The following is a 12,719-nucleotide window of genomic DNA, read 5'->3' as shown; positions in this document are numbered from 1 at the left end:
CGAGACGGAACTCACTGCACTTCGGCGGGTCGCCCGCCAGGAAAGGGTTAAAATCGCAGCTGACCAGCGAGTACGGGGTGTCCCGCTGGTCCTGCACCGGGGCGCGTCATGCGGGCGGCGTACCGTATGGCCGCGGAAGCAGGTACCGTTAAACCCCTACGGACGGTCTCTCCACGGAGAGCCCGCTCCGAACCATGAACGCGTGTCAGACTCTGGGGCCGTCGAGCCCCGTCACCGAGGGGGTCGAGCCATGGGGCGCGGCCGGGCCAAGGCCAAGCAGACAAAGGTCGCCCGCCAGCTGAAGTACAACAGCGGCGGGACTGACCTCTCGCGTCTGGCCAATGAGCTGGGCGCATCGCCGACAGAGCCGCTGCCTATCAGCGCGCCGGTCGAAGTCGATGACGATCAGGACGATGACGACGACGACCCGTACGCCAAGTACGCGGCTCTGTACAACGGCGATGACGACGACGAAGAGGACGAAGAGTCCGGTCCGTCGGCGCACCGTCGCGGGGCTTGACGCGCAGGACCTCCTGCACAGCGGCGTCCGAGTCGGCTGACATACATCGAAACCCGGTCCGGGGCATGGCCCCGGACCGGGTTTCAGTGCTGCTCAGACCGCGTAGGAACCGGTGAGGGTCGCACCCTCGGTGTGGTCGCCGCGGTCCAGGATCTCGCCCGCGACCCAGGCGTCGACGCCCCGGTCCGCGAGGGCGGTCAGGGCCACGTCCACCGACTCCTGCGGGACGACGGCCATCATGCCGACGCCCATGTTCAGGGTCTTCTCCAGCTCCAGCCGCTCGACCTTGCCGGCCTTGCCGACCAGGTCGAAGATCGCGCCGGGGGCCCAGGTCGTACGGTCGACCGTGGCGTGCAGGTGGTCCGGGATGACCCGGGCCAGGTTGGCCGCGAGGCCGCCGCCGGTGATGTGCGAGTACGCGTGCACCTCGGCCGTCCGGGTGAGCGCCAGGCAGTCCAGCGAGTAGATCTTGGTCGGTTCCAGCAGTTCCTCGCCGAGGGTCCGGCCGAGTTCCTCGACGTGCTGCTCCAGGGACATACCGGCCCCGTCGAAGAGGACGTGGCGGACCAGCGAGTACCCGTTCGAGTGAAGGCCGGACGATGCCATCGCGATGACGGCGTCCCCCGTACGGATGCGGTCCGCGCCCAGGAGGCGGTCGTACTCGACGACGCCGGTGCCCGCGCCCGCCACGTCGAAGTCGTCCGGGCCGAGCAGGCCGGGGTGTTCGGCGGTCTCGCCGCCGACCAGGGAGCAGCCGGCGAGGACGCAGCCCTCGGCGATGCCCTTGACGATCGCCGCGACACGCTCGGGGTGGACCTTGCCGACGCAGATGTAGTCCGTCATGAAGAGCGGCTCGGCGCCGCACACGACGATGTCGTCCATGACCATCGCGACCAGGTCGTGGCCGATCGTGTCGTAGACGCCCATCCGGCGGGCGATGTCCACCTTGGTGCCGACCCCGTCGGTCGCGGAGGCCAGGAGGGGGCGCTCGTAGCGCTTGAGGGCGGAGGCGTCGAAGAGGCCGGCGAAGCCGCCGAGGCCGCCGAGGACCTCGGGGCGCTGCGTCTTCTTCACCCACTCCTTCATCAGCTCGACGGCGCGGTCGCCCGCTTCGATGTCCACGCCCGCGGCTGCGTAGCTGGCACCGGTGGTCTTCTCTGTCATGACAGGAGAGAGCTTTCGTGTCGTTACTGCGGGTGGTGCGGGGCCCTGGGAGAAGCTTGAAAGACAGGACCCCGCGCAGGTTGAGCGGGCCGCGCGGGGGCTCCGGCTACGGGCGGCGCAGCGCGTCGGCGGCGTCCTTGCCGCCGGCGAGCTCGGTCTCCAGGAGCTGCTTGCCCAGGAGCTGCGGGTCGGGCAGCTCCATCGGGTACTCGCCGTCGAAGCACGCGCGGCAGAGGTTGGGCTTCTGGATGGTGGTCGCCTCGATCATCGTGTCGAGCGCGATGTACGAGAGCGAGTCCGCGCCCATGGAGGTGGCGATCTCGTCGACCGTCATGCCGTTGGCGATCAGCTCGGCCCGGGTGGCGAAGTCGATGCCGAAGAAGCACGGCCACTTCACGGGCGGCGAGGAGATCCGGATGTGGACCTCGGCCGCGCCGGCCTCGCGGAGCATCTTGACCAGGGCGCGCTGGGTGTTGCCGCGGACGATCGAGTCGTCGACGACCACCAGGCGCTTGCCCCGGATGACTTCCTTGAGGGGGTTGAGCTTCAGCCGGATGCCGAGCTGGCGGATCGTCTGCGAGGGCTGGATGAAGGTCCGGCCGACGTAGGCGTTCTTGACCAGGCCGACTCCGAACGGGATTCCGCTCGCCTCGGCGTAGCCGACGGCGGCGGGCGTGCCGGATTCCGGCGTCGCTATCACCAGGTCGGCGTCGACGGGGGCTTCCTTGGCGAGGCGCCGACCCATCTCGACACGCGAGAGGTAGACGTTGCGGCCCGCGATGTCGGTGTCCGGGCGCGCCAGGTAGACGTACTCGAAGACACAGCCCTTGGGCTTCGCTTCCGCGAAGCGCGAGGTGCGCAGGCCGTTCTCGTCGATCGCGATGAGCTCGCCCGGCTCGACCTCGCGGACGAAGCTGGCGCCGCAGATGTCGAGGGCGGCGGTCTCGCTCGCGACCACCCAGCCGCGCTCCAGGCGGCCGAGGACCAGCGGGCGGATGCCCTGCGGGTCACGGGCGGTGTAGAGCGTTCCCTCGTCCATGAAGACGAGCGAGAAGGCGCCCTTGACCTTCGGGAGGACCTTGGTGGCCGACTCCTCGATCGTCAGCGGCTTGCCGTCCTCGTCGGTCTGCCCCGCGAGGAGGGCGGTGACCAGGTCGGTGTCGTTGGTGGCCGCCACCTGGGTGGCGCGGCCGTCCTGACGGGGGAGGTCGGCGACCATCTCGGCGAGTTCGGCGGTGTTCACCAGGTTGCCGTTGTGACCCAGGGCGATGGAGCCGTGGGCGGTCGCGCGGAAGGTCGGTTGGGCGTTCTCCCAGACGGAGGCTCCGGTGGTCGAGTAGCGGGCGTGACCGACCGCGATATGACCTTGGAGCGAGCCGAGAGAGGTTTCGTCGAAGACTTGGGAAACGAGGCCCATGTCCTTGAAAACGAGGATCTGGGAACCGTTGCTCACAGCGATTCCCGCGGACTCTTGTCCGCGGTGCTGCAGTGCATACAGTCCGAAGTAGGTGAGCTTGGCGACCTCTTCACCCGGAGCCCAGACACCGAAGACGCCGCAAGCGTCCTGGGGGCCCTTCTCACCGGGGAGCAGGTCGTGGTTGAGTCGTCCATCACCACGAGGCACGGCTCCGAGTGTAGGCGAGATCGACCACTGGTCCGAATTGAGGAGGACCCGGAAAAGTCACAGTGCGGACAGTCGGGTAACCCCTGCGGAGGGTGACCGCGAAAAGCGCTGTGACGTGGGGCTTCGCCGGCCGTCTCGGCATCCGGAATGCCCTGGTTGACAGGTGCCTGTGGGTTCGTACAAGGTTCCGACTCATGCAGCCTTTCGGTGACCGCTCCGTCACCCTCGTCGAGCGCCGACACGTGGACCTGGTCCGTGTCGCGAGCGCCATCTGTCCCGGCTGCGCGTAGGCATCGCCGCGCGCCGCGGCGCGCGTGTTCCTTCCTTCCGGCTCTTCCCGTCGCACCGACCGCCGTTGTGACGTTGCGCGCCGGCCCCTTCCGCTCTGCCCTCCTGTCCTGACCGAGCCCGCCCCGCCGTGCCGTGCGCCGTCCCGCGCCGCCCCGGGCAGGCCGGTCGGCCATGCCTTGGAGTACTTGTGACTTCGTACGAATCGAAACTGTCCCGGCGTGCCTTCGGCGGCGCGGTCGGGGTGACCGCGGCCGCCGCCGCGGTGGGGCTCGGCGCGGGCCCGGCCGCGGCCGCCGGGGCGGAGCACGCCGGACCCGAGGAGCGTGAGTTCAGGGCCGCTCGGGGGCGGCAGTCGAGGCGCCCGAATGTCCTTTTCATCCTGGGTGACGACCTCGGCTGGTCGGACCTGTCCTCGTACGGTTCGCCGCACATCAAGACCCCGAACCTGGACCGCCTCGCCCGCCAGGGCGTGCGCTTCACCGATGCCTACTCGGGCTCCGCGACCTGCTCGCCGACCCGCTTCAGTCTGTACACCGGGCGCTACCCGGCCCGTACGAAGGGCGGGCTGGCCGAGCCGATCGCCGACAAGTCGGTGGGCCTGGAGCCGACGCACCCGACGCTGGCCTCGCTGCTGAAGGAATCGGGCTACGCCACGGCGCTGATCGGCAAGTGGCACGCGGGTTACCTGCCGGACTACAGCCCGACCCGGTCGGGCTGGGACGAGTTCTTCGGGAACTTCGGCGGGGCCCTGGAGTACTACTCGAAGCTGGGGTTGGGCGGCGAGTACGACCTGTACGAGGGCGACGCCGAGTACAAGGACCTGCGGTACTACACGAAGGTCCTCACCGAGCGGGCGAGCGAGTACGTCTCGCGCGACCACCACGGCAAGCCGTGGCTGCTGAACCTCAACTTCACCACCCCGCACTGGCCGTGGATCGCCGAGGGGGACACGAAGGAGAGTGCCGAGATCGTCCGGCGGATCAAGGCGGGCGACGGGCGGGCGCTGTGGCACCAGGACGGCGGCTCGGTCGAGAAGTACAAGGAGTTGGTGGAGGACCTGGACCGGTCGATCGGTGAGGTGCTCAAGGCGCTGAAGCGCTCCGGGCAGGAGGACAACACGGTGGTCGTGTTCTCCAGCGACAACGGCGGCGAGCGGTTCTCGTACAACTGGCCGCTGTCGGGCAACAAGGCCTCGCTCCAGGAGGGCGGGATCCGGGTGCCGAACATCCTGCGCTGGCCGGCCCGGGTGGACGGCGGCCAGGTCAGCCACGTCCCGGTGTTCAGCCCGGACTGGACGGCGACGCTGCTGGAGCTGGCCGGCACCCGCCCGCACCGCGCGTACCCGCTGGACGGGGTGAGCCTGGCCGGGTACCTGCTGCGCGACGAGAAGCCGGCCGAGCGGGACATCTTCTGGCGGGTGCGCGGGGAACGGGCGCTGCGGCGGGGCGACTGGAAGTACTACCGGGGCAAGTCGGGCCGGGACCAGTTGTTCAACCTGGCCGGGGACATCAGGGAGCAGGCCGACAAGGCGGCCGTGGAGCCGGCGCGGCTGGCGCAGCTGCGGGCGGCGTGGGAGAAGACCGACGCGGGCCTGCTGCCCTACCCGGCCTGAGTCGCCGCCGGGCAGGGCGTCGGGGCCGTCACTCGACGGCCGTGACCGCCTTGGCGCCGAGGCCCTTGCCGTCGGGGGCGGTGAGGGTGAGGGAGGTGCCCTGGACCTTCCAGGCGAGCGGGCCGCCGCCGAGCAGGGCGGTCAGCGCCCGCTCGACCTCGCCCGTCGGTCCCTCGCAGGCCATCCGGGTCGCGGTGAGCGGCCCGAAGGTGAGCGAGGGGCCGTCGACGGTGGCGGGCGCGCTGAACCGGTTGCAGCCGAGGTTGCCGCTCGCGGCGCCGTCGGCGGCGAGGGTGAAGCGGGCCCGGCCCGCCGCCTCGGGGGCGAGGGAGGACACGCTCTCGCCGTCGATCAGGGAGTCGACGCTCCAGTGGGTCGCGACGAGGGGGGCGTCGGGGACCGGGGGCTTGGAGCTCATGGCGATGGTGCTCCCGTCGGCGGTCTTCAGGGTGAGCCGGTCGGGGCCGCGATCGAGGGTGAGGCGGCCGGTGAGCAGTTTCGCGAAGGCCGTCTCGAACTCCATGTTCTCGCAGGCCATCGTGGTGCTCTGGCCGGGCGTGACGACGAGGACGGACGCGCCGTCGCGGGCGAGCCGCGCCGTGAAGCCGTTGCACCCGTAGTTGCCGGTGGCCTCGTCCGGACCGATGTCGACGCGGGCGGCGGCCGGCGCGTGCAGGGTCCGGCCGCCGGTGGTCAGGGATTCGACGGCCCAGGAGCCCGTGGGGTCGGGGAGCGGGTCGGAGCCGCTCTGCGCGGACTGGCCGCAGGCGGCGAGGCCGAGGAGGGCCAGGCCGGTCGTGAGGTGCCTGAGGGTACGCATGCTCCTGGGACGGGCCGGGCGGTCGGGCGGTTCCCCTCCGCGCGCCGGGTCAGCTCATCAGCGGGAGCAGGGCCGCCAGGTCGGCGCGTTCCCCGCTGGCGCTGACCCGCGCGGAGTCCAGGGCCTCGGCCCAGCCGGTGCGGCCGGTGGCGAGCCGGATCCAGGTGAGCGGGTCGGTCTCCACCACGTTGGGCGGGGTGCCGCGGGTGTGGCGCGGGCCCGCGACGCACTGGACCACCGCGAACGGCGGGATCCGTACCTCCACCGAGCCGCCGGGCGCCTTGACCGCGAGGGCGTCGGCGAGCAGCCGGGTGCAGGCGGCCAGCGCCTGCCGGTCCAGGGGGATGTCCAGTCCGGTGGCCCGGTTCAGGTCGTCGGTGTGGACGACGAGCTCGACGGTCCGGGTGACGAGGAAGTCGGCGAGGGTCATGTCGCCGATCCACAGGTCCAGTACCCGGCTGCCCGCGTTGCGTTCCAGCTCCGCGGCCAGTCGGGCGGCGGCCGTCCCGTACAGCTCGGGCAGCGGGGCGCCGTCCAGGGTCTCGCGGGCGGCCTCGGAGATCTTCCCGGCGAGGGAGGCGGTGGCGAAGGGCCACTCGACGGCCGGGAGTTCGGCGACGGCGGCGGGCGGCCGGGCCAGGCCGGCCGCGAGCGAGTCGGCGATCCACGCGACGTGGGCGGCGAGGTCCGCCACGGTCCAGTCGCCGAGGCCGCTCGGCCGGGCGAGCTGCTCCGGCGTCAGGCCCTTTACGGCTTCGGCGACGTGCCCGAACTGCGTGGTGACGGCCGTACGGATCCTCGCGGGGTCGTACGTGCGCGGCTTCTTCTTCCCAGGCGGCATGGGCCGACCCTACTCGGGGGCCGGCCCCGCGGGCCGGGGGCGTCAGTCGCCGCCGCAGCCCCCGCCGCAACTGCTGCCGCAGCTGCCGCCGTCGGAGGAGCCGCAGCCCCCGGAGGACGACGAGGACGACGAGGACGAGCGCTCCTGGCGGCGGCGCTCGGCCCGCTCCTCGCGCTGCTGGGCGTACGAGACGCCGGCCGGCGGCCACGGGCGCAGTCGGTGGCGACGGAACGGCATGAGGGGGGCGGCCGTGAACCGGGTGACGATGTGGCCGTCGTGGGTGTTGACGGCGTACTCCAGGACGACCTCGGCGCCTTCGCGGGGAACGCCGTACAGCAGGGCCTCGTACGCTTCGGTGTCCGGGTTGATGTCGTGGTGCTCGGCGCGCAGTCGCTCCGACGGGCCGCCCACGAGGATGCGGCCGGGTCGGGAGGAGTAGCTGTCGTCGAAGCGGTTGCGGAAGGCGACCAGCGGCGGGGCGGTGGGGGTCCGGGCGTCCGCGAGGATCCAGGCCGTGTCCTCGGAGCGGCGGACGCCGACGCGCAGCACGGGCTGCGGGCCCAGGTGGAGCCTGCGGGCGGCGCCGGCGGCCGTGACGCCGCGGCCGAACAGCGGGGTGCCGGGGACGAGCAGCAGCAGCGCGAGGACCTGCTGTCCGGTGGCGTCGTACGGCTGTCCCGGGGGCGCGTTCAGGTCCTGGGCGAGGGCGGTCAGGAGCAGGGCCGCGGCGAGCGCGCAGAGCGGGGCCCCGGTCAGGAGCAGCGTGCGGCCCCGGGTGCGGTGGCTGTCGGGAAGGGCGGCCGGCAGGGGACTGCGGGCGTCGCCGGCCGCCTCCAGGATCAGGGCCCGCTGGACCCTGCGGGAGCGCAGGCGCAGGAGGGCCCCGGTGAGGGCGAGGGCGGAGATGCCGATGATCAGCCCCGCTCCGGCGCGGCCGGCGGTGTCCCCCGGGGCGAGTTCCCCGAGGACGAGGACCGCGTCCAGGGCGATCAGCGGCGCGGCGACGGCACTCGCGCCCGGCAGGAAGCGGTACCAGGCGGGGAGGGCCAGCAGCAGGACGGCCGCCGGGTAGCCGGCCCATTCGGTGCCGACGGAGGTGTCCTCGGGGGTGTTCCAGGCGAGCAGGACGACCGCGCACAGGATCAGGGGGAGGAGGATCCAGCCTCCGGCGACGGGCCCGAGGACGGCGGGGACGCGGGCCGCGCGCCAGCGTTCGGCGTCGGCGGCCTTCCATTCGGGGGCGCCGCCCTCGGGTATCGCCGCGGGCGGCAGGTACTTGACGAAGTCACTCACGGCGTCAGTATGCGGACACCCCTCGTGAGCGCGGATGCCGGGCGTGCCACGGAATCGCTACGGCCGGATCGCGCGCCCGGCTCCGGCGTCGAAGGTCTCGCCGCCGGCCGGGACGCCGACGCCGCGCCAGGTGAAGGGCAGGCCCCGGGCGGTGTCGGGGTCGGGGCCGTCCATGAGCTGGAAGTGCAGGTGCGGTTCGGTGGAGTTGCCGGAGTTGCCGCACTCGGCGAGGAGCCGACCGGCGCTGACGCGGTCCCCCGGGCGGACGGCCAGGGTGCCCCGGCGCAGGTGGGCGTAGACCGCGTACCGGCCCTCGCCGAGGTCGAGGACGACGTGGTTGCCGAGGACGCAGCCGGCGCCGACCAGGTCGCGCAGGCCGCCGGCGATCAGCATCTGGTGGACCGCGGCGGGCCAGGAGTTGCGGCTGGCGTGGTCGCGCCAGCGGTCGCTCACCCGTACGACGGTCGCGTCGGCGACGGCGAGCACCGGGGCGCCGAAGGCCGGGAAGTCGCGGGCGGGCCGCACCAGCGGCCAGAACGTGGCGAACGGGGGCCGCTCGCGCCCCGAACCGGGCTCCGGCTCGGCGACGACGTCGATCGCGCAGGCCTGGCCCAAGCGGTGCGTGCCGTGGCTGGGCACCTTGTCGGCCGGGCTGTTGAGGGCGCTCCACAGACCGCGCACCGGCGGGTCGATCTCGATCGGCGGCTCACCGGTGCGGGGGTCGCGGGCCGCCACGACGCCGGTCGCGATCTGGAGCAGCACGCCGCCGGCCACGCACACCAGGAACCAGGCCGTACCGAAGGGCAGTCCGACCGTGAGGTCCACCGCGATCATGGCGAACGCGAGGACCAGGAGCAGCCGGTAGGACACGTACAGCGCCTTGGACCGGGCCCTCGTGGGAGGAGTCGACGCACTCGGGGTCGACGCACTCGGGGTCGATGGACTCGGGGTCGATGGACTCGGGGTCATCGTGCTCACCTCAGGCGATCGCGGCGGACAGCAGGACGAGGAGCGGGACCACCCGGCTGACGGGAACCTCGTGGCGGCCCCGGCCGGTCGTGTGCAGCCAGCCGGCCGCCGTCAGTTGGCGCAGGTGGTGGTAGACCTGCCCGCTGGTGCCGACCCCGTCGAGCGCGGTCAGTTCGGCGGCCGTGCGCCGCCCACCGAGGATCTCGCGCAGCAGCCGCAGTCGGACCGGGTTGCCGAGGGCGGCGAGGGAGTCGGCGGTGCGGCCGGCGTCGGCCCCGGGGTCGAGCACGTCCTCGGTGACGGCGGCCTGTTGCCATTCGTAGCGCTCCCCGGCGGGCAGGGTGACGGCGCCCGTGAAGAGCACTCCGCCCGCCTCCGCCGCGGGTCCGGCCTCCGCGAGGCGCGCCTTCCAACCCTCCAGGGCCCAGAAGTCCCCCTCGGCGCGGCCGGGTTCGGGGGGCGCTGCCCGCTCAGCCCGCTCTCCGGCTTCCAGTGCGGCGAGCCGGCGTTCCAGCTCGGCGACACGGTCCTCAAGCTCCATGCCGATGAAGTTACGTGATTACGTAACTCCGTACAAGAGTCGGCCCCGGGAACGAACGGGCCCCCGCCCGGACAGCGTCCGGACGGGGGCTCGTACGTGGAGCGGGCGGGCGGGATCAGGCGAGCAGCGCCGGGATCGTCGCCTCGTGGGCCTCGCGGAGCTCGGCCAGCGGGAGCGTGAACTCGCCCTGGACCTCGATCGCGTCGCCGTCGACCACACCGATGCGGGCGGCCGGCAGACCCCGGGCACCGCACATGTCGGTGAACCGGAGCTCCTCGCTGCGCGGGACGGCCACGATGGCGCGGCCCGCGGACTCGGAGAACAGGAAGGTGAACGCGTCCAGGTCCTCGGGGACCACGATCCGCGCACCGTTGCCGCCGCGCAGGCAGGACTCGGTGAGCGCCTGGATCACGCCGCCGTCGGACAGGTCGTGCGCCGCGTCGACCATGCCGTCGCGCGAGGCGGAGATCAGGATCTCGCCGAGCAGCTTCTCGCGACCCAGGTCCACCTTCGGCGGCATGCCGCCGAGGTGGTCGTGAACGACCTGCGACCAGGCCGAGCCGCCGAACTCCTCGGCGGTGTCGCCGAGCAGGTACAGCAGCTGTCCGGCCTCCGCGAACGCCATCGGCGTACGGCGGTTGACGTCGTCGATCACGCCGAGGACCGCCACGACCGGGGTCGGGTGGATCGCGGTCTCGCCGGTCTGGTTGTAGAGCGAGACGTTGCCGCCGGTCACCGGGGTGCCCAGCTCCAGACAGCCGTCCGCGAGACCGCGGGTGGCCTCGGCGAACTGCCACATGACGTCCGGGTCCTCGGGGGAGCCGAAGTTCAGGCAGTCGGAGATGGCCAGCGGCTTCGCGCCGGTCGCGGACACGTTGCGGTACGCCTCGGCCAGCGCCAGCTGCGCGCCCGTGTACGGGTCGAGCTTGGCGAACCGGCCGTTGCCGTCGGTGGCCATGGCGACGCCGAGGTTGGTCTCCTCGTCGATGCGGACCATGCCCGCGTCCTCGGGCTGCGAGAGCACCGTGTTGCCCTGCACGAACCGGTCGTACTGGTCGGTGATCCAGGACTTCGAGGCCTGGTTCGGGGACGACACCAGCGCCAGGACCTGCGCGCGGAGCTCCTCGGAGGTCTGCGGACGGGGCAGCTTGCCCGCGTCGTCGGCCTGGAGGGCGTCCTGCCAGGAGGGGCGCGCGTACGGGCGGTGGTAGGTCGGGCCCTCGTGGGCGACGGTGCCCGGGGGCACGTCCACGATGAGCTCGCCGTGCCAGTAGATCTCCAGCTGCTCGCCCTCGGTCACCTCACCGATGACGGTGGCGATGACGTCCCACTTCTCGCAGATCTCCATGAAGCGGTCGACGTGCTGCGGCTCGACGATCGCGCACATGCGCTCCTGCGACTCGCTCATGAGGATTTCCTCGGGCGAGAGCGTCGCGTCGCGCAGCGGGACGGTGTCCAGCTCGACGCGCATGCCGCCCGAACCGGCCGAGGCCAGCTCGGACGTGGCGCAGGAGAGCCCGGCGCCGCCGAGGTCCTGGATGCCGGCGACCAGCTTCTCCTTGAAGATCTCCAGGGTGCACTCGATGAGGAGCTTCTCCTGGAAGGGGTCGCCGACCTGGACGGCGGGGCGCTTGGTCGGCTTGGTGTCGTCGAAGGTCTCGGACGCGAGGACCGAGACGCCGCCGATGCCGTCGCCGCCCGTGCGGGCACCGTAGAGGATGACCTTGTTGCCGGGCCCGGAGGCCTTCGCGAGGTGGATGTCCTCGTGCTTCATGACGCCGATGCAGCCGGCGTTCACCAGCGGGTTGCCCTGGTAGCAGGCGTCGAAGACGACCTCGCCGCCGATGTTGGGCAGGCCCAGGCAGTTGCCGTAGCCGCCGATGCCGGCGACGACGCCCGGCAGGACGCGCTTGGTGTCGGGGTGGTCGGCCGCGCCGAAGCGCAGCGGGTCCACGACGGCGACCGGGCGGGCGCCCATCGCGAGGATGTCGCGGACGATGCCGCCGATGCCCGTGGCCGCGCCCTGGTAGGGCTCGATGTACGAGGGGTGGTTGTGCGACTCGACCTTGAAGGTGACCGCGTAGCCCTGGCCGACGTCGACGACGCCCGCGTTCTCACCGATGCCGACGAGCATGGCGTCGTTCTGCGGGACCTTCTCGCCGAACTGCTTCAGGTGCACCTTGCTGCTCTTGTACGAGCAGTGCTCGGACCACATGACGGAGTACATGGCGAGCTCGGCGCCCGTGGGGCGGCGGCCGAGGATCTCGCGGATGCGCGCGTACTCGTCCTCCTTGAGGCCGAGTTCCTTCCAGGGCTGCGCGGCGTCCGGGGTCCCGGTGGCGTTCTTGACGGTATCGAGGCTCATGCGCTGACCAGCTTCTTCAGGACCGACGTGAAGAACGGGAGGCCGTCGGTGCGGCCCGTCCCGATCAGCGGCTCGACCGCGTGCTCGGGGTGCGGCATGAGGCCGACGACGTTGCCCGCGGCGTTGGTGATGCCGGCGATGTCGCGCAGCGAACCGTTCGGGTTCACGTCCACGTACCGGAAGGCCACTCGTCCTTCGGCCTCCAGTTCATCGAGCGTGTGCTCGTCGGCGGTGTAGCGGCCGTCCATGTTCTTGAGCGGGACGGAGATCTCCTGGCCGGCGGTGTAGTCGCCGGTCCACGCGGTCTCCGCGTTCTCCACCCGCAGCGTCTGGTCGCGGCAGATGAAGTGGAGGTGGTTGTTGCGGAGCATCGCCCCCGGCAGCAGGTGGGCCTCGGTGAGGACCTGGAAGCCGTTGCAGATGCCGAGGACGGGCATGCCGCCCTTGGCCTGCTCGATGATGGTCTCCATGACCGGCGAGAAGCGGGAGATGGCCCCGGCGCGCAGGTAGTCCCCGTAGGAGAAGCCGCCCGCGAGGACGACCGCGTCGACCTGGTGCAGGTCCTTGTCGCGGTGCCAGAGCGAGACGGGCTCGGCCCCCGCGAGGCGGATGGCGCGCAGCGAGTCACGGTCGTCGAGCGTTCCGGGGAACGTGACGACTCCGATGCGAGTGGTCACCG

At 72.0% G+C, this 12,719-nt stretch carries 12 protein-coding genes; 3 read left to right on the top strand and 9 right to left on the bottom strand.

Going from position 1 to position 12,719, the window contains the following annotated elements; translation table 11 throughout:
* The first annotated feature begins 250 nt into the window (after positions 1 to 250).
* Positions 251 to 520 (top strand): DUF3073 domain-containing protein, encoded by a 270-nt coding sequence (locus ACFY0I_RS08035; protein WP_388891717.1) that lies wholly within the window; start codon positions 251 to 253, stop codon positions 518 to 520.
* Between the two features lie 93 nt (positions 521 to 613).
* Here the strand turns inward: ACFY0I_RS08035 and purM are convergent, their stop codons facing one another.
* Both purM and purF read right to left on the bottom strand, forming a co-directional pair.
* On the bottom strand, positions 614 to 1,684 hold the full coding sequence (gene purM, locus ACFY0I_RS08030) for a phosphoribosylformylglycinamidine cyclo-ligase (protein WP_388891715.1): 1,071 nt from the start codon (positions 1,682 to 1,684) through the stop codon (positions 614 to 616).
* 106 nt (positions 1,685 to 1,790) lie between these two features.
* A complete protein-coding gene (gene purF / locus ACFY0I_RS08025; protein ID WP_362874980.1) occupies positions 1,791 to 3,308 on the bottom strand; it encodes an amidophosphoribosyltransferase in 1,518 nt (505 codons plus the stop codon).
* A 194-nt stretch (positions 3,309 to 3,502) separates the two neighbouring features.
* On the opposite strand from purF, the gene ACFY0I_RS08020 reads away from it, so the two are divergent.
* Together ACFY0I_RS08020 and ACFY0I_RS08015 are read left to right on the top strand one after the other, a co-directional pair.
* Positions 3,503 to 3,598, top strand: coding sequence for a putative leader peptide (locus tag ACFY0I_RS08020; RefSeq protein WP_388891712.1), 96 nt, complete (start codon positions 3,503 to 3,505; stop codon positions 3,596 to 3,598).
* A gap of 188 nt (positions 3,599 to 3,786) precedes the next feature.
* On the top strand, positions 3,787 to 5,211 hold the full coding sequence (locus ACFY0I_RS08015) for a sulfatase-like hydrolase/transferase (protein WP_388891709.1): 1,425 nt from the start codon (positions 3,787 to 3,789) through the stop codon (positions 5,209 to 5,211).
* A 28-nt stretch (positions 5,212 to 5,239) separates the two neighbouring features.
* On the opposite strand, the gene ACFY0I_RS08010 is transcribed toward ACFY0I_RS08015, so the two are convergent.
* The 7 genes from ACFY0I_RS08010 to purQ form a co-directional block, all read right to left on the bottom strand.
* Positions 5,240 to 6,031 carry an META domain-containing protein gene (locus tag ACFY0I_RS08010; RefSeq protein WP_388891706.1) on the bottom strand — a complete coding sequence of 264 codons (792 nt, stop codon included), beginning with the start codon at positions 6,029 to 6,031 and terminating at the stop codon, positions 5,240 to 5,242.
* 49 nt (positions 6,032 to 6,080) lie between these two features.
* Complete coding sequence (locus ACFY0I_RS08005) at positions 6,081 to 6,872, bottom strand: sterol carrier family protein (RefSeq protein ID WP_388891704.1); 792 nt, start codon at positions 6,870 to 6,872, stop codon at positions 6,081 to 6,083.
* Between the two features lie 42 nt (positions 6,873 to 6,914).
* Positions 6,915 to 8,165, bottom strand: coding sequence for a hypothetical protein (locus ACFY0I_RS08000; protein WP_388891702.1), 1,251 nt, complete (start codon positions 8,163 to 8,165; stop codon positions 6,915 to 6,917).
* A gap of 57 nt (positions 8,166 to 8,222) precedes the next feature.
* Positions 8,223 to 9,035: a M23 family metallopeptidase gene (locus tag ACFY0I_RS07995; protein WP_388891699.1), complete on the bottom strand. Its 813-nt coding sequence runs from the start codon at positions 9,033 to 9,035 to the stop codon at positions 8,223 to 8,225.
* A 109-nt stretch (positions 9,036 to 9,144) separates the two neighbouring features.
* Positions 9,145 to 9,675 (bottom strand): ArsR/SmtB family transcription factor, encoded by a 531-nt coding sequence (locus tag ACFY0I_RS07990; RefSeq protein ID WP_388891696.1) that lies wholly within the window; start codon positions 9,673 to 9,675, stop codon positions 9,145 to 9,147.
* Positions 9,676 to 9,790: 115 nt separating this feature from the next.
* Complete coding sequence (purL, locus tag ACFY0I_RS07985; protein ID WP_388891693.1) at positions 9,791 to 12,040, bottom strand: phosphoribosylformylglycinamidine synthase subunit PurL; 2,250 nt, start codon at positions 12,038 to 12,040, stop codon at positions 9,791 to 9,793.
* Complete coding sequence (gene purQ, locus ACFY0I_RS07980; protein WP_388891690.1) at positions 12,037 to 12,717, bottom strand: phosphoribosylformylglycinamidine synthase subunit PurQ; 681 nt, start codon at positions 12,715 to 12,717, stop codon at positions 12,037 to 12,039. The genes purL and purQ overlap by 4 nt, the downstream gene beginning before the upstream one ends.
* Between the last annotated feature and the right edge of the window lie 2 nt (positions 12,718 to 12,719).

The organism is Streptomyces sp. NPDC001568, from assembly GCF_042893755.1.
Classification (GTDB): domain Bacteria; phylum Actinomycetota; class Actinomycetes; order Streptomycetales; family Streptomycetaceae; genus Streptomyces.
This window is presented reverse-complemented; position numbering and strand designations above follow the sequence as displayed.